The organism is Flavobacterium anhuiense (genome assembly GCF_001705175.1).
Taxonomy (GTDB): domain Bacteria; phylum Bacteroidota; class Bacteroidia; order Flavobacteriales; family Flavobacteriaceae; genus Flavobacterium; species Flavobacterium anhuiense.
The window spans coordinates 2,526,390-2,543,512 of sequence record NZ_CP016907.1; the positions used below are offsets into that span (position 1 = coordinate 2,526,390).

The 17,123-nt window shown below is 34.4% G+C and carries 19 protein-coding genes; 9 read left to right on the forward strand and 10 right to left on the reverse strand.

The window, feature by feature from the left end; all coding sequences use genetic code 11:
• Positions 1–7 precede the first annotated feature (7 nt).
• The 5 genes from BB050_RS10985 to BB050_RS11005 form a co-directional block, all read right to left on the reverse strand.
• The gene (locus tag BB050_RS10985; RefSeq protein ID WP_066033603.1) at positions 8–238 is read right to left on the reverse strand and encodes a DUF5808 domain-containing protein; all 231 of its coding nucleotides are present in this window, start codon (positions 236–238) and stop codon (positions 8–10) included.
• Between the two features lie 81 nt (positions 239–319).
• The gene (gene lptB / locus BB050_RS10990) at positions 320–1,060 is read right to left on the reverse strand and encodes an LPS export ABC transporter ATP-binding protein (protein ID WP_008464443.1); all 741 of its coding nucleotides are present in this window, start codon (positions 1,058–1,060) and stop codon (positions 320–322) included.
• Between the two features lie 160 nt (positions 1,061–1,220).
• Complete coding sequence (locus tag BB050_RS10995; protein ID WP_008464444.1) at positions 1,221–1,571, reverse strand: carboxymuconolactone decarboxylase family protein; 351 nt, start codon at positions 1,569–1,571, stop codon at positions 1,221–1,223.
• A complete protein-coding gene (tatC, locus tag BB050_RS11000) occupies positions 1,564–2,379 on the reverse strand; it encodes a twin-arginine translocase subunit TatC (RefSeq protein WP_008464445.1) in 816 nt (271 codons plus the stop codon). The genes BB050_RS10995 and tatC overlap by 8 nt, the downstream gene beginning before the upstream one ends.
• The gene (locus BB050_RS11005; protein ID WP_066035140.1) at positions 2,379–3,344 is read right to left on the reverse strand and encodes a KpsF/GutQ family sugar-phosphate isomerase; all 966 of its coding nucleotides are present in this window, start codon (positions 3,342–3,344) and stop codon (positions 2,379–2,381) included. The genes tatC and BB050_RS11005 overlap by 1 nt, the downstream gene beginning before the upstream one ends.
• A gap of 86 nt (positions 3,345–3,430) precedes the next feature.
• Here BB050_RS11005 and recQ point away from each other — a divergent pair, with 86 nt between their 5' ends.
• Positions 3,431–5,626, forward strand: coding sequence for a DNA helicase RecQ (gene recQ, locus BB050_RS11010; protein WP_008464450.1), 2,196 nt, complete (start codon positions 3,431–3,433; stop codon positions 5,624–5,626).
• 91 nt (positions 5,627–5,717) lie between these two features.
• On the opposite strand, the gene BB050_RS11015 is transcribed toward recQ, so the two are convergent.
• Positions 5,718–5,954: a hypothetical protein gene (locus BB050_RS11015; protein WP_008464452.1), complete on the reverse strand. Its 237-nt coding sequence runs from the start codon at positions 5,952–5,954 to the stop codon at positions 5,718–5,720.
• A 420-nt stretch (positions 5,955–6,374) separates the two neighbouring features.
• On the opposite strand from BB050_RS11015, the gene BB050_RS11020 reads away from it, so the two are divergent.
• The 3 genes from BB050_RS11020 (at position 6,375) to BB050_RS11030 (ending at position 9,848) form a co-directional block, all read left to right on the forward strand.
• Positions 6,375–7,934 carry an NAD(P)/FAD-dependent oxidoreductase gene (locus BB050_RS11020; RefSeq protein WP_066033604.1) on the forward strand — a complete coding sequence of 520 codons (1,560 nt, stop codon included), beginning with the start codon at positions 6,375–6,377 and terminating at the stop codon, positions 7,932–7,934.
• A 75-nt stretch (positions 7,935–8,009) separates the two neighbouring features.
• Entirely contained in the window at positions 8,010–8,711 is a 702-nt protein-coding gene (locus BB050_RS11025; protein ID WP_066033605.1) for an SMI1/KNR4 family protein, read from the forward strand.
• A 48-nt stretch (positions 8,712–8,759) separates the two neighbouring features.
• Positions 8,760–9,848: a DUF6630 family protein gene (locus tag BB050_RS11030; RefSeq protein WP_066033606.1), complete on the forward strand. Its 1,089-nt coding sequence runs from the start codon at positions 8,760–8,762 to the stop codon at positions 9,846–9,848.
• An 88-nt stretch (positions 9,849–9,936) separates the two neighbouring features.
• On the opposite strand, the gene BB050_RS11035 is transcribed toward BB050_RS11030, so the two are convergent.
• Both BB050_RS11035 and BB050_RS11040 read right to left on the reverse strand, forming a co-directional pair.
• Positions 9,937–10,896, reverse strand: coding sequence for a quinone oxidoreductase family protein (locus tag BB050_RS11035; protein WP_066033607.1), 960 nt, complete (start codon positions 10,894–10,896; stop codon positions 9,937–9,939).
• A gap of 129 nt (positions 10,897–11,025) precedes the next feature.
• Positions 11,026–12,429, reverse strand: a complete 1,404-nt coding sequence (locus BB050_RS11040) for an aminopeptidase P N-terminal domain-containing protein (RefSeq protein WP_066035141.1) — start codon at positions 12,427–12,429, stop codon at positions 11,026–11,028.
• A 259-nt stretch (positions 12,430–12,688) separates the two neighbouring features.
• On the opposite strand from BB050_RS11040, the gene BB050_RS11045 reads away from it, so the two are divergent.
• Positions 12,689–13,126, forward strand: a complete 438-nt coding sequence (locus tag BB050_RS11045) for an META domain-containing protein (RefSeq protein ID WP_066033608.1) — start codon at positions 12,689–12,691, stop codon at positions 13,124–13,126.
• Positions 13,127–13,186: 60 nt separating this feature from the next.
• On the opposite strand, the gene msrA is transcribed toward BB050_RS11045, so the two are convergent.
• Together msrA and msrB are read right to left on the reverse strand one after the other, a co-directional pair.
• On the reverse strand, positions 13,187–13,795 hold the full coding sequence (gene msrA, locus BB050_RS11050) for a peptide-methionine (S)-S-oxide reductase MsrA (RefSeq protein ID WP_066033609.1): 609 nt from the start codon (positions 13,793–13,795) through the stop codon (positions 13,187–13,189).
• A gap of 7 nt (positions 13,796–13,802) precedes the next feature.
• On the reverse strand, positions 13,803–14,357 hold the full coding sequence (gene msrB / locus BB050_RS11055) for a peptide-methionine (R)-S-oxide reductase MsrB (protein ID WP_066035142.1): 555 nt from the start codon (positions 14,355–14,357) through the stop codon (positions 13,803–13,805).
• Between the two features lie 293 nt (positions 14,358–14,650).
• Here msrB and idi point away from each other — a divergent pair, with 293 nt between their 5' ends.
• From idi to BB050_RS11075, 4 genes are read left to right on the forward strand one after another with little or no spacing between them, the layout of a single operon-like run.
• Entirely contained in the window at positions 14,651–15,178 is a 528-nt protein-coding gene (gene idi, locus BB050_RS11060; RefSeq protein WP_008464471.1) for an isopentenyl-diphosphate Delta-isomerase, read from the forward strand.
• Between the two features lie 20 nt (positions 15,179–15,198).
• Positions 15,199–15,609: a 6-carboxytetrahydropterin synthase gene (locus tag BB050_RS11065; protein WP_066033610.1), complete on the forward strand. Its 411-nt coding sequence runs from the start codon at positions 15,199–15,201 to the stop codon at positions 15,607–15,609.
• Between the two features lie 4 nt (positions 15,610–15,613).
• Complete coding sequence (locus BB050_RS11070) at positions 15,614–16,072, forward strand: peroxiredoxin (protein WP_066033611.1); 459 nt, start codon at positions 15,614–15,616, stop codon at positions 16,070–16,072.
• A gap of 56 nt (positions 16,073–16,128) precedes the next feature.
• Positions 16,129–17,097 (forward strand): type I phosphomannose isomerase catalytic subunit, encoded by a 969-nt coding sequence (locus BB050_RS11075; protein WP_066033612.1) that lies wholly within the window; start codon positions 16,129–16,131, stop codon positions 17,095–17,097.
• Positions 17,098–17,123: the final 26 nt, after the last annotated feature.

The window sequence follows — 17,123 nt, forward strand, 5'->3', positions numbered from 1 at the left end:
CCTTCAGTTAACAGAGAGTATTTGATAAAACCAAAATAACAATTATTATAAAAGGTAACAGAAGCATTACAGAATACGGATTGGCAAAATTTATAGTATAACCCATCCATTGAATCTTTTTAGGAGGAAGCAATCTTTTATCTTTAGGGTTATAATAACAGGTATTGAAGAAATACCAATTCTTTGGATCTTTGTGCCAATTATCGTAATCTTCCTGAGTTGGTTTTTCTGATTTCATTTTAAATTAGTTTGCAGTGACGGTCACAGTTTTCAGTTTCTATTGAGACTGTAAACTGAGACTGCGACTGAATACTTTTTTCTAAAACTCCAATTTCTTTTTACGAAGCTCGAAGTTTTGTCCAAGATAAACACGACGAACCATTTCGTCTTCTACCAATTCTTCTGGAACTCCAGCTTTAAGAATTCCTCCTTCAAACATTAAGTACGTTTTATCTGTAATGGCTAAAGTTTCCTGAACGTTGTGATCGGTAATTAAGATTCCGATGTTTTTATTTTTTAATTGCGCTACAATTCGCTGAATATCTTCAACCGCAACTGGGTCAACTCCTGCAAAAGGCTCATCCAATAAAATAAATTTAGGGTCAGTTGCCAATGCACGCGCGATTTCGGTACGACGACGCTCACCTCCAGAAAGTAAATCGCCTCGGTTTGTGCGAATATGTTCTAAGCTGAATTCTTCAATTAAGCTTTCCATTTTAGCAATTTGAGCTTCTTTAGAAAGTTTCGTTAATTGTAAAACGCTCAAGATATTGTCTTCAATACTTAATTTTCTAAAAACAGAAGCTTCTTGTGCCAAATAACCAATTCCCTGCTGAGCACGTTTGTACATTGGATAGTCGGTAATATTTAAATCATCAAGAAAAATATTTCCTTGATTTGGTTTTACCAATCCTACAATCATATAGAATGACGTTGTTTTTCCAGCTCCATTTGGCCCTAAAAGCCCCACAATTTCTCCTTGATTTACTTCAACAGAAATTCCTTTTACAACACTACGTCCTTTATAGGTTTTGATTAAATTATCGGCTCTTAGCTTCATTTTTTTAATTAGATAATATCTTAATTAGATAATGTGTCAATTTGATAATGAGATAATTATTATCTCTGTTGGCAAAATAAGATAAAATAAATTAATCAATTAAACGAATTAACATATCGTATGAAAATTATCTAATTGGCTAATTATCTTTATTCTCTAATTATTTGCCCTGCTCTTCAAGTGCTTCCCAGAATTCGTAAGCTCTTCTTAAATGAGGAATAACAATTGTTCCTCCAACAAGAGTGGCAATTCCCATTGCTTCCATCATTTCTTCTTTAGAAACACCTTCTTTATAGCTTGTTTCTAAATGGTATTTTACACAGTCGTCACATCTTAAAACTGTAGAGGCTACCAAACCTAAAAGTTCTTTTGTTTTTACGTCAAGAGCACCTTCTGCATATGCATTAGTGTCAAGATTAAAAATTCGCTTTACAATTTTGTTGTTGTCAGCAAGCAGTTTTTCGTTCATTCTAGAACGATAGTCGTTAAATTCTTGAACTATATCAGACATTTTCTTTTAATTTATTTTTATAGACAATCTTCGAAATTAGGATACTAACCTCGTAAATAATTAACATTGGAATTGCAACAATAGTCTGGCTCACAACATCAGGTGGTGTTACAATAGCAGCGATGATCAAAATCAATATTACAGCGTATTTCCAATATTTTCTTAAGAATTCAGGAGTAACTAATCCTAGTTTTGTTAAGAAATAAATGGCAATTGGGAGTTCAAAAAAGATGGCACTTCCCAAAATACTTGTTTTTACCATTCCCATATAAGATTCCAGCGTGAATTGGTTTTTTACGACATCACTTACAGAGAATGTTGCAACGAAGTTTATCGACATCGGAATTACAACAAAATACCCAAATAATACTCCTAAAAAGAAAAGTAAAGAAGAAACAAAGATGAATAATTTTGCATTTTTTCTTTCTTTCTCATAAAGTGCTGGGCTGATAAACTTCCAGATTTCCCACAATATGTAAGGGAAACTCAAAATAAAACCAGCTAGAAGACACATCCAAACAAAGATGTTTACTTGACCTTCCATTTCGGTATTCTGAATAATGAAATTCAGTTCTGTAATACAGATGCTGTCAGCAAATCCTAATGAATGAGATAAGTCACAAAACCAAACATACGTGAAGAATGTTGGTCTAATTGGACCCAAAATAATTTGATCAAATAAATAATCACTAATAAAATAAGTAACAATTGCCATTATAATTGTTGCAAGTGTACTTCTAACCAATAACCATCTTAATTCCTCAAGATGATCTAAAAATGACATCTCGCCAAGATTTTTCTTTGCCATTATACGATTCCTTCTTTTAAAATGTCATGTAAATGTAAAACTCCTTTGTATTCTCCATTATCCGCAACAATCAATTGAGTGATTGAAAAGTCTTCTAGAATATTTAAAGCATCCACAGCCATAGTTTCAGACGAAACTACTTTTGGATTTTTTGACATAATATCTTTTGCGGTTAAATCTGCAATAGTATCTACGTCGTTTAGCATTCTTCGGATGTCTCCATCGGTAATAATTCCAACAATTTTATTGTCTTCAATTACTGCAGTAACTCCTAATCTTTTTTCAGAGATTTCGAAAATTGCTTTTTTGATAGAAGTGTCCGGAGTAACAGCTGGTTTTAATGAATGCTCGATCATATCTTTTACGCGAAGCAGTAATTTTTTTCCTAAAGCACCTCCAGGATGATAAACCGCAAAATCTTCTGGTTTGAAATCACGCATTTCCATTAAACAAACTGCTAAAGCGTCGCCCATTACAAGTTGTGCAGTCGTACTGTTTGTTGGAGCTAAATTGATAGGACAAGCTTCTGTGTCAACAGTTGTATTTAAAACCAAATCAGAGCCTTTTGCTAAGAATGAAGTTGTGTTTCCTGTAATGGCAATCAAAGTATTTCCGAATCTTTTTAATAAGGGTACGAGGACTTTAATTTCTGGACTATTCCCGCTTTTTGAAATACAAATAATAACATCATCGTTTTGTATCATTCCTAAATCTCCGTGAATAGCTTCTGCGGCGTGCAAAAACATAGAAGGAGTTCCGGTGGAGTTAAAAGTAGCCACCATTTTTTGAGCAATGATTGCGCTTTTTCCAATTCCTGTAACGATTAGACGGCCTTTAGATTCGTATATGCGTTGGACAGCTTCGTAAAAATTTTCGTCCAAAAAATCAATTAGTTTTGTAATTGCTTCACTTTCAGAGAGTATTGTTTTCTTGGCGATCGCCAATATATTTTCTTTTGTGATCAAAACAGAATATTTAAAATTTGTATGTATAAAAGAAAGTTGTATCTTTATGTGTTGCAAATTTATACAAAATACCATTAATATAGAGAATGAATTCAAATGAAATTGAAATACATAAAGAATTAAAGAAGTATTTCGGCTTTAGCCAATTTAAAGGCTTGCAGGAGCAAGTCATTACGAGCATTTTAGACGGAAAGAATACATTCGTAATTATGCCGACCGGTGGAGGAAAGTCTCTTTGCTACCAATTACCGGCTTTAATTCAAGAAGGAACAGCAATTGTTGTTTCTCCATTAATTGCTTTGATGAAAAATCAGGTTGATGCAATTCGAAGCCTTTCGTCTGAAAATGGAATTGCACATGTATTAAACTCCTCTCTAACTAAAACAGAAATTGCTCAGGTTAAAAAAGATATTACATCTGGATTGACCAAACTTTTGTATGTTGCCCCTGAATCATTAACAAAAGAAGAATATGTTGCTTTTTTACAAAGCGTGCCTATTTCTTTTGTGGCCATTGATGAGGCGCACTGTATCTCAGAATGGGGACACGATTTTAGGCCAGAGTATAGAAATCTGCGAAATATAATTAAGCAGCTGGGTAAAGTGCCAATTATTGGACTTACCGCAACCGCAACACCAAAGGTTCAGGAAGATATTCTGAAAAACCTTGACATGGCCGATGCCAATACTTTTAAAGCATCGTTCAACAGACCGAACTTGTATTATGAAGTTCGTACCAAAACAAAAAATATTGAGTCGGATATTATTCGATTTATCAAACAGCATAAAGGCAAATCTGGGATTATTTACTGCTTAAGCCGTAAAAAAGTAGAATCGATTGCCGAAGTTTTACAAGTAAACGGAATCAGTGCTGTTCCTTATCATGCAGGTTTAGATGCCAAAACCCGTGCCAAACATCAAGATATGTTTTTGATGGAAGATGTTGATGTCGTTGTAGCAACAATAGCTTTCGGAATGGGAATCGATAAACCAGACGTTCGTTTTGTAATTCACCATGATATTCCGAAATCTCTTGAAAGTTATTACCAAGAAACCGGTCGCGCAGGACGTGACGGTGGAGAGGGTCATTGTCTAGCGTATTACTCTTATAAAGATGTAGAAAAGCTAGAGAAATTTATGTCTGGAAAACCAGTTGCCGAACAAGAAATTGGTTTTGCACTTTTGCAAGAAGTGGTGGCATACGCCGAAACTTCAATGTCGCGTAGAAAATTCCTTCTTCATTATTTCGGTGAAGAATTTGACAGTGAAACTGGCGAAGGAGCCGATATGGACGACAATGTTCGCAACCCGAAACATAAAGTTGAAGCCAAAGATCAAGTAGTTAAATTGCTTGAAATTGTTCGCGATACCAAACATATTTACAAATCAAAAGAAATTGTATTTACTTTAATTGGCCGTATCAATGCGGTTATTAAAGCGCATAAAACAGATACACAGCCTTATTTTGGTTCTGGTTCAGACCACGACGAAAAATACTGGATGGCATTGTTGAGACAAGTTTTGGTAACAGGGCTTTTGTCAAAAGACATTGAGACTTATGGCGTAATAAAAATTACAAAGGAAGGTTTAGATTTTATCAAAAAGCCAGTTTCGTTTATGATGTCTGAAGACCATGAATACACTGAAGCCGATGATGAAACAATTGTTACAGGAGGAAAATCTTCTGGAACAGCAGACGAAGTTTTAACTGGAATGCTTCGCGAACTTCGTAAAAAAGTAGCTAAAAAACTGGGAGTTCCTCCATTCGTAGTTTTCCAAGATCCTTCAATCGAAGATATGGCTTTAAAATATCCGATAACAATTCAGGAATTATATAATATTCATGGTGTTGGTGAAGGGAAAGCTAAAAAATACGGAAGCGAATTTGTAGCTTTAATCAGCCGATATGTTGAGGATAATGATATTATTCGTCCAGACGATTTAGTTGTTAAATCTACAGGAGTGAATTCTGCTAACAAATTATACATCATTCAGAATATTGATAGAAAACTTCCATTAAGTGATATTGCTTCCGCGAAAGGTTTAACGATGGATGCTTTGATCAAAGAAATGGAACAGATTGTTTATTCTGGAACAAAACTGAACATCAAATATTGGTTAGATGATATTTTGGACGACGATCAACAGGAAGAAATTCATGATTATTTCATGGAATCTGAATCTGATAAAATCGAAGACGCACTAAAAGAATTTGATGGCGATTACGATATTGATGAATTGCGTTTAATGCGTATAAAGTTTATTAGCGAAGTAGCGAATTAAATAGTTTACAGTCGCAGTTTACGGTCTCAGTAAACTGCGACTTAAAATTAGTCTCAGTGCAAAACTGTAAACTGTGACCGAAAACTGAAAACTACTCGTAGAGTTCCCCACGATGCGGTTTCAAAGCATCTCTTACTTGAATCATATTTTCGTCTGTTACAACCATAAAAGCAATGGCGTACATTTCGTCTATGACTTTATATCCCGTAATATTTAAGGGCAATTTTTCTATTGCGATATATTCTTTTAGATGAATTTCGTGGTGTTCAGCAGTTTTAGCCGAAGCTGGTCCGCGAAAATCCCAGATTAGTTTTATTTTTCTTGACATTTTTTTAAGTTTCAAAGTGACAGAGCGACAAAGGTACAAAGTCTTTATTAAAGATTCTGAGAAGCTAAGATTCTGAGCTTTTTTTCGTAGAAAACAAACCGCAATGCGTGTAACCATTCTTGAAGAAATCTTTTTAATCCAATTAATCTGTGGCTAAAAATAAATAGTAAGATTTTAGGAAGAGTAAATTTGCTGCTTAACTAACCGCAAAGTGCGATAAGATTAATTTTTCTTTGAGAATAAACACAAAGTTCGAAAAGCTATATCAACACAAAGCTTTGCGAACTTTGTGTTTTTCTGCAGCCATACCTTTAAAAAAACTTAGCGCACTTTGCGGTTAATTATATAAAGTCAGTTCAAAATAGTACTTTTGCATGTTCTTTTCATAGAAAGAAAAGCTAATAGAATAAATATACAAAAATGCCTAAAGAACTTTTACTTCAAGTTACACCCGAAATTGCTGCAAACGAATCATTGCTAAAAGACCATTTGTCAAAGCAGATTAAAGTTTCTGCTCAAGAAATTCAGCACGTTTCAATTTTAAAACGCTCTATTGATGCACGTCAGAAAGCAATTAAAATTAATTTGAAAGTTCTTATTTATTTAAAAGGCGAACCCTTTCAGGAAACTAAAATTGAACTTCCTATATATAAGGATGTTTCCAATGCGCAGGAAGTTATTGTTGTCGGAGCAGGCCCAGCCGGACTTTTTGCGGCATTGCAATTAATCGAATTAGGTTTAAAGCCAATTGTTTTAGAACGCGGAAAAGATGTTCGAGGCCGTCGTCGTGACTTGAAAGCGATAAACCGCGAGCATATCGTAAACGAGGATTCTAATTATTGTTTTGGAGAAGGTGGAGCAGGAACGTATTCTGATGGAAAATTATATACCCGTTCAAAAAAGCGTGGAGATGTAACTCGAATTCTAGAACTTTTAGTGGCTTTTGGAGCTTCTGAAGATATTTTGGTAGAAGCACATCCGCATATTGGAACCAATAAGCTTCCTAAAATTATTGAAGATATCAGAAATAAAATCCGAGAATTCGGGGGGCAAGTTTTGTTTGAAACCCGTGTAGCTGATATTTTGGTAAAGAATAATGAAGTTGAGGGAATTGTAACGCAAAACGGAGATAAAATTCACGCCAATAAATTAATCTTGGCAACGGGACATTCGGCTCGTGATATTTTTGAATTATTAGATAAAAAGAAAATTTTAATTGAAGCAAAACCTTTTGCTTTGGGAGTTCGCGCAGAACATTCACAGGAATTAATAGACAGCATTCAATACAGTTGTGATTTCCGTGGAGAACATTTACCTCCAGCGCCATATTCTATCGTAAAACAAGTTAACGGCCGCGGAATGTATTCATTCTGTATGTGTCCTGGAGGTGTAATTGCGCCTTGTGCTACTAGTCCAGGAGAAGTGGTTACAAATGGTTGGTCTCCTTCTAAACGTGATCAATCAACTGCAAATTCAGGAATTGTTGTCGAATTAAAATTGGAAGATTTTAAGCCTTTTGCAAAATTTGGAGCTTTGGCGGGGATGGAATTTCAAAAAAGTATCGAACAAAAAGCTTGGCATTTGGCTGGGCAAACCCAAAAAGTTCCAGCTCAAAGAATGATTGATTTCACTAAGAGTAAAGTTTCAGCAGATATTCCGAAAACTTCTTATGTGCCAGGAACTACTTCGGTTGAATTGGGACAGGTTTTTCCAGGATTTTTGACTCAGATTATGCGTCAGGGATTTCAAGAGTTCGGAAAATCAATGCGTGGTTATTTAACTAATGAAGCTATTTTGCATGCGCCAGAAAGCAGAACTTCATCGCCAGTTAGAATTCCGAGAGATCCGATGACATTAGAACATTTGCAAATCAAAGGATTATATCCATGTGGAGAAGGTGCGGGTTATGCCGGAGGAATTATCTCTGCAGCCATTGACGGAGAAAAATGTGCCTTGATGATTGCGGAGTCCTTGAAATAATTGACTTCAGGTTTCTTGGTGTAGTAAAAAGATTGTTATCTTAGTGGTTTGATTGTAATAGAATTTGCCCCAAAGATGACAATACAAGAAATAGAAAAAAAATACGGATTCAATTTTCCGCTTTTATACAAGCAATTAGACGCTGATGGTATGTTGGACGTCGGAGAATATGGTCCAAATTGGTATGCCGAAGTTTATCCAACCTTAAAAGATAATCCGCCTCTGCTTTTGCATTCTTATGATTTTGAATCGCTGAATTTGAAATCGGTTGCCGAAGAAATAGAAGAGCTCAGAGATCCAGAGGATTATCGAAATATCAATCCAGAATTTAAATTTATTCCGTTTGCCAAAAGTGGAGGTGGAGATCATTATTGTTTCTTTTTAAACGAAGAAAACAATGGCGATGTGCCGATTGTTTTTGTCTGGCACGACTCCAACGAAGTCAATTACCTGGCTAAAAACCTTCAGGATTTTATCTTCAAAGTTTTATTGATCGATATGTCAAAACAAGATGTTTATAATGGACTTACTGACGAGGAATTTAGGGAAGATATAGAATCGGTATTTAAATCGCACAAAAAATATCTGACTGAGCAGCAAAATGACATCCTGTCCAACATTTTAAAAAGAAACATCATTGACTATGAAATACATGTTTCACCAAAAATAGTAGAATCTGCGAGAGGATTACTGACTGATTTCGAATTAGAATCGATTGTTAATGAAGTAATTCCTTTCGATAAAATGAATCAGAGTTTTAAATATTCTAACGAATAATTCTTTACAGAAAAATACTACTATATTTGCATAAAAAATAATAATATAATGGCGGGTTTTTTTTCCAATTTATTTAATAGAAATAATGATGCAAAATCGATTATTTCCTTTGATGTGATTGATTCTATTTATAGTCATTTGTATCATGAATCTAATAGTTTAGAATTCAAAGTAAAAGGACTTCATGAAAATGTTACTGTAAATTTATATTCTATACCATCCTCATTAGATCACCAAGAAGGAAGAGCAGAAATTAAAAAAGCGGGGTTTAATAATGCGTATGAAGTTCTGAACGAACTTTATAAAAAACTGAATATTGGAGGCCTGTCAGAAGAAGCAATGCAAGATGACTTACAATATGATTTTATTCATATTCAGTTTTATTCGGAGCCAACTGCAGAGGAGAAAAAGTTTTTTAAACGTTCTATAAAAAACTTTGTAATCTTTTTTTGCTGTACGAATAGTTTGGAAGTAAATGACTTTAGGATGTTGTATTCAGGGAAACATTTCTTCGATTATACAAGAGGGTTACTGGAGAGCGAAGTTATTGATGTGAATAATCCAAAGAATGAAAGTGAGACAATTGGCGTTAGGGACCTTAAAGTGGTTTTACAAGGAATCTGCCAATATTTAAATATTGAAATTCCAGAAACAATTGAACTTCCTTCGTCTGAAAATTTAGTAGAAAGAGAAGAAGCTACCATACAATCCTTTGAGGAATTTATCAATTTAGTTTCTAGAGAAAATATTGAAGAAGAAGAACTTAAAAAGCAGTCAGAAATACTTTTTAAAAACTATCTAAAAGGCAGTGAAGAATATCACGCGATTGTTGAGGGGCATTTTGATTTCTTTGAGAATATCAATGCTTGGAACAGTGACTGGAAATTCGATCCCGAAGATGCTGAATATTTCATTTCTGAATTGATTGGTGAAGATTTTAAGTTCGATTATCCAGAAGAAACTTATAGCCATGATCTTTTTCCTTACATTCAGTCGGAATTAGAAAAATTAAATCTAGAGCTAATGACTTACGAAACCTATGGAGACAATTATTTGTTTTTTGTGGCAAATAAAGACGAAGTAGAAAGAATTCTGGAATTATCTGAAATTACAAAAATTGAAGTTACTCAATTGTAATAGATAGCCACGAATTCACGAGTTTTATCTTAAAATCTATTCGTAAAGTTTTTAAAATAAAATTCGTGAATTTGTGGCAAAAACATTTTTACGGTATCAAAATAATTTTCCCTGTGCTTTTTCTGCTTTCTAGGAAATCGTGCGCTAGTTTTCCTTCTGATAATTTGAAAGATGTTGGTTCTGAAAGTTTGATTTTTCCTTCGGTAATCCAATTGAATAACTGAGTCGCTCTTTTGATTCGTTCTTCTTTAGAATTTAAATAACTCCACAAATCGCCTCCAGTCAAAGTTTTAGAGCTGTCCATAAGCATTCTCGGATCTACAGGTGCTGGATTGCCGCCTGCCATTCCGAAGAAAACAACTTGTCCGCATTCTTTAGTGACTTCAAAACTTTCCATTAAAGTGCTTCCAATACTGTCGTAAACAGCATCGACACCGTTTGGAACCACTTTAAAAACTTGCGATTTCCAATCTTCATTATAAAGAAAAACATGATCTGCACCTTGCTCAAAACCGATTTTCGCTTTTTCTGCAGATGAGGTTAATCCAATAACTGTCGCACCCAAAAGTTTACTGATCTGTGTTAAAATCTGTCCAACTCCGCCAGCAACTGCATGTATTAAAACAGTTTCTCCCTTTGCAGTTTTATGACTGTCTGTAGCCAAATAATGAGCGGTTAAGCCTTGAAGCAAAACAGAAGCTGCAGTTTCAAAAGAGATTTTTTCGGATAATGGAATAATGTGATTTACATTAACGGCAACCAATTCTGCATTGGCAAATGGAACATCGGCAAAAGCGACACGATCACCTACTTTAAATTCTTGATGATTGTTAGCATCGACCACAATTCCTGCGCCTTCATAACCGGCAATAAAAGGAGGATTTCCTTTTAAATGATAATTCCCTTTTCGACGGTAAACATCAGCAAAGTTTAATCCGATGGCTTTCATCTCGACTAAAATCTCATCTTGTTTTAGTTGCGGATTAGGGATTTCTATATATTCTAAAACATCTGATTCTCCAAAAGAAGAAAAGGTAAGTGCTTTCATTTTTTTAATATTTTAAGAAAGCAAAGTTCGTGAAAAATCCAAAAAGAAAAAGCCTCAAAATAATTGGAGGCTTTGGTTTATTTTTTCTTTGCCACTCCCGATAGCTATCGGAGTAGCAAAGAATAGAAATTAAATTTTAGGAAATTTCATTTCATTAAAAGTGCTTTTCTGTTTAGCTAAAGCCTCAATGTCCTGCCATTTTCTTGGTGACTCTGCAGAAAGGTTTTCGTATGAATTTTTTAGCATTAAAATATCATCTTCGATTCGAACGCCGATATTCCACCATTTTTTATCGCATTTGCTGTTTGCAGGAATGTAAATTCCAGGCTCAACAGTTAGAATCATATTTTCTTTTAGAGTTCCCATATAGTTTCCTTTGTCATGAACATCTAGGCCAAGAAAGTGTGAGCAGCCGTGCGGATAATATATTCGAGCATCTTTTGGATCTGTAATAATTCCTAATTTAATTAATCCAGCGGCAATAACTTCTTTTGCCTTTTTGTTCAAATCCTGAATTGGAGTTCCTTCTTTACAAAGTTTAAAAACTTCCTCTTGAGCGTCATAAACTATCTGATAAATTGCTTTTTGCTCTTCGGTAAATTTCCCGTTAGCAGGAATTGTTCTGGTAACATCTGCAGAATAACCGTGATATTCAGAACCAACATCCATTAATAATAATTGATTGTCAATTTTTGTAGCATTGTTTTCTCCGTAATGCAAAATACATCCGTTTGCACCAGCACCAACAATTGGAGGATAGCCTTCGCCTTCGGCGCCATAGTGCCTGTGAATATATGCATGAATTCCGTCAGCTTCATTTTCGCTCATATCAGGGCCAACCGCTTTCATCACTTCATTGTGGGCAACGCAGGAAAGTTTTACTGTTTTGCGCATTAAAACAAGTTCTTCTGGTGTTTTGATTTCGCGAAGAGAATTTGTGATATTGTTAAACAAATCTATCGAAGCTTCATTTTCTGTTATAATTCCGGCTTTAGATTTAAACGATTTCAGCAATGCAAACAAATTGTCTGGATGATTACTTTCTGTAACATCTGTTGGAAACTTGTCATAAATGATTTTATCAAATTTTGAAAAATCAATTGCAAACGCATTAAAATCTTTTCCGTTGTAAACGGTTGTAAAACCTAACTTAGATTTTGCGCCTTCAATCCCTAAACGTCTTCCTGTCCACATTTCGCGCGCAGCATTTCTTTCTCGTACAAAAAGCACTTCAGTATATTTTTCTGTTCCCTGTGGTTCTTTAAAAAGCAATAAAATGGCGTCTGGTTCTTTATATCCCGCCAGATAATATAAATCAGGATTTCCGTGATAGTTGTAATTAATATCTTTTGAAAAAACTCTTTCAGGATAAGAAAAAACAACAGCAACTGAATTAGCAGGCATTAAAGCTCTAAAAGCTTCACGCCGTCCTTGATGAAATTCTTTTGTGAGGTAATCTGTTGGAAGGTTTTCTTGCGAATGAGCAAATGGCGCAGTCAAGGCGAATACAAACAAGAATAGAAATTGTTTCATTTTTTGGTTTTTTATTGATGATTTTTCGTTTTTTGATCGATGCAAATTACAAAAAAAATAATGTCGCTTGTTTTATTTTAAACATTTGAGCGATAAAACTTTAAATAAATTGTAGTAACTTAGATACAGAAAATTGCGGGTTATCCTCAAAATAAAACTTCGATAAACCTGTAACTGGGCATGAATATTGAGAAAAGAATTTTTATAGAATTATGTTACACTTCAAAAAACAAATTATAAATCTTTAAAATCCACTTTTATGAAAAAATACACATTTGCAGTCCTTTCAGTTTTAACGTTATTAATTGCTTCATGTTCTGCATCAAAATCTGCTTCTAATGCAGGCGATTTGTTTGGAACAACTTGGGAGTTGGAATATATCTCAGGACCAAGAATTGCTTTTGAAGGATTATACCCAAATAAAAAACCACAGCTTACTTTTGATGAAAAAGAAACAAAAGTATATGGCAATAATGGATGCAACGGTTATAGCGCGTCTTATACTTTAAAAGGAAAGTCTTTGACTTTTGGAGAAGAAGGACCAACTACAATGATGTTTTGTGAGGGTGGAGGTGAGCAAGTATTCCTAAAACAAATTAGACAAATTACAAGTTATTCTATTGATAAAGACGGCAAATTAAATTTAATTCAGGGAGACGTACCGATGATGCGATTTAAAAAAGTAGCAAAACAATAGTTTAAATGACAATATAAGAAAAGGGGAAATGATTATTCATTTCCCCTTTTTTGTTTTCGTTTACTGTTTCTTTTTGAGTTTGTCTTTAAAAACCTTTTCAAACTTTTCTAGTTTAGGCTGAATTACCATTTTGCAATACGGCTGATTTTTATTGTTAGCATAATAATTCTGATGATAATCTTCGGCTTTGTAAAAAACTTTAAAAGGTTCCAATTTCGTCACAATCGGATTGTTGTAAACCTTCGCTTTGTTTAGTTCAGCAATAATGCTTTGAGCGGCTTTTTTCTGTTCGTCATTTTTATAGAAAATAACAGAACGGTACTGCGTGCCAACATCTGCTCCCTGACGATTTAAAGTTGTCGGATCGTGCACGGTAAAAAACACTTTAAAGATTTCGTTTATGTCAGTTATGTTTTTATCGTATGTAATCTGCACGACTTCGGCATGACCAGTTTCTCCAGTACAAACCTCTTCGTAAGTTGGATTTACAGTTTTTCCGCCAGAAAATCCAGAAACAACAGATTTTACTCCATCTAGATTTTCGTAAACGGCTTCAACGCACCAGTAACAGCCTCCGCCTAGCGTAATTGTTTCTAGATTGGCTTTTTTATTTTGGGAAATGCCATTTAGTGAAAGCGCAAAAAGACATATTAAAAGTATATTTTTCATTTTTAAATTATTTATTATCTGGAATAAAATCAAGAGCAATCGAGTTCATGCAGTAGCGTTTTCCCGTTGGGGCAGGACCATCATCAAATATGTGTCCTAAATGTCCACCACAACGTCCGCAAAGCGTTTCAATTCTTTCCATTCCAAGAGAATTATCTTCTTTAAAAACAATGCTTTTTTTGTTTTCTTGTTCATAGAAACTTGGCCATCCGCAGCTGCTAGAGAATTTTGCTGTAGATCTAAAAAGCAAGTTGCCACAAGAAGCGCAGTAATAGGTTCCTTTTTCATCGGTGTTCCAATATTTTCCAGTAAAAGGTCTTTCTGTGTCAGCTTCACGCATTACGGCATAGACATCTTCTGGTAAAACCTTTTTCCATTCGGCATTGCTCACGTTTAATTTCTTCGTGTCAGTATTAGAATAATAAGGATTTCCGGGTTTGCTGATTTTATTTTCCATAACAACTGTGTTTGCAGATTGTTTTTTTGTGTTTTGTCCACAGGCTTGTAAAACAAAGAGCGGGAGTAAAAAGCAGAGGCTGAAAATTAGATTTTTAGATTTCATAAGTTCTTGGGTGATTAATCTGTACATCAAAGATACGTTGAGAATTAGCTTCAAAATACAAGGTGTGTTATTATTGAGATTTTTTTAAGTGTGTTTTAACTTTTTATTAGTTACGTAAAACAACGCAATGTAGTTTTTATGTCTTAATTTTAACTGCTTTTAAAATTTAGTATAAATTACAGCGTTGTAAATCAATGAAATAGGAATTGAGTCAAAACCTTAATTTTTGCCAAGCTGAATTAGCATTTTTAAGCCATTTCTTTTTTCGTATTTTTGTTTGCTTAAGAAGCCTTATGATAGAAGAAAACGTAATACTAGTTAATCAGAACGATGAACAGATTGGCTTAATGCCAAAATTAGAAGCACATGAAAAAGCGCTTTTGCACCGTGCCTTTTCGGTTTTTATTTTGAATAGTAAAAACGAAATTATGCTGCAACAGCGTGCTCATCATAAATACCATTCTCCTTTGCTGTGGACAAACACTTGCTGCAGTCATCAGAGAGAAGGCGAAACCAATATTGAAGCGGGAAGCCGAAGATTGTTTGAAGAAATGGGGTTTAAAGCTGAATTGAAAGAATTATTTCATTTTATCTACAAAGCACCTTTTGACAATGGTTTGACAGAACACGAACTGGATCATGTTATGATTGGTTATTATAATGAAGAACCAAACATAAATCCAGATGAAGTGGAAGACTGGAAATGGATGAGTATTGAAGATGTGAAAGCAGATATTGAAAAACAGCCCGAAATTTATACCGTATGGTTTAAGATAATTTTTGATGAATTTGATCATTATCTCGAAGACCATAAATTATAGCCAACTAACCAGAAACATAAATGAGAGTAACCATATCAAGAAAAGCACATTTTAATGCTGCACATCGACTGCATCGAAAGGATTGGTCATTTGAAAAAAACGATGCTGTTTTTGGAAAATGCAACAATCCTAACTTTCATGGTCATAATTATGGTTTAACAGTAAGTGTTACAGGAAAAATCGACCCGGAAACTGGTTTTGTCCTCGATGTGAAAGTATTAGCGGATATTATACGAGAAGAAGTAGAAATTCCGTTTGATCACAAAAATCTCAATCTGGACGTTCCAGAATTTGCAGATTTGAATCCAACTGCAGAGAATATAGCTGTTGTGATATGGAATAAAATTAGACAACGAATTCATGCCGACTTTGATCTTGAAGTTGTGCTGAACGAAACGGAACGCAATTTTGTAACTTATAAAGGAGAATAAAAAAATGTCATTAAAAATAGGAGATATAGTTCCGAATTTTACTGCGAAAGACAACAATGGTGACCTTTTTGAAAGCCAAAGCGTTTTAGGAAGAAAGCCGCTGGTGATTTATTTTTACCCAAAAGATAATACGCCAGGATGTACCACCGAAGCTTGCAGTTTTCGGGATCAATATGAAGATTTTAAAGATTTGGGGGCCGAGGTAATTGGTATTAGCAGCGATAGTGTGAAGTCTCACCATAAATTTGCGGCTAAACATAAATTGCCTTTTATTTTGCTTTCAGATCAAGATAAAAGATTAAGAAAACTTTTTGGTGTCCGCAATAATCTGTTCGGACTTTTGCCAGGGCGTGTTACCTATATAATCGATAAAAATGGTTTGGTAATTTCGATATTTGATAGCGCAAACGCAGCCAAACATATACCTAAAGCCTTAGAAGCCGTACAGGAATTAGTATCATAAAATACCAAAATAGTATCAGAATAAAATTAATTAAACAAATATATTAGCCTAAAAACATGAGTCAAAATTTATACCCTTTGCAATTTGAACCGATTTTGAAAGAAAGAATCTGGGGAGGAGAAAAGCTAAAAACAATTTTAAACAAACCAATCGTTTCTAAAATTACGGGCGAAAGCTGGGAATTATCTACTGTACAAGGAGATGTAAGTGTGGTTGCAAATGGAGTTTTAAAAGGAAAATCTTTAATGGATTTAATTGATGAAACACCAGGCGCTATTTTAGGAACTAAAGTTTACGAAAGATTTGGAAAACAATTTCCGCTTCTTTTTAAATATTTAGATGCAAGAGAAGATCTTTCTATTCAAGTGCATCCAAACGATAAGTTGGCAAAAGAGCGTCACAATTCATTTGGTAAAACAGAAATGTGGTACGTAATGCAAGCCGATGCCGATGCTAGGATTATTGTTGGTTTTAAAGAAGATTCTAGCAAAGAAGAGTATTTGAAACATTTGCATGATAATACTTTGGTTTCAATCTTAGACGATGTGAAAGCAAAATCGGGAGATGTTTTCTTCTTAGAAACGGGAACAGTTCATGCAATTGGAGCAGGATTAGTAGTTGCCGAAATTCAGCAAACATCTGATATCACGTATAGATTATACGATTTTGACCGTGTAGATGCGCAAGGCAACAAAAGAGAATTGCATGTAGATCTGGCACTAGATGCCATTAACTATAATAAAGTAGATACGCAGAAAAAATACGAGACTAAAGTAAATACTTCAAATACAGTTGTAGACTGTCCTTATTTTACAACCAATTTTCTTCCGTTAGAAAATAAATTGGAAGTTGCTAAAAATGGAGAAACATTTACGGTATATATGTGTATTGAAGGTGATTTTGAAATTGAATATGACGGATTCAAACAGGCTTACAAAAAAGGCGATACAGTTTTGGTTCCAGCTGCTATAAATGCATTTAATTTGAGCGGAAAAGCTTCAATTTTAGAAATTTACATTTCTTAGCATTAAATTTAAAGATAATATGTACT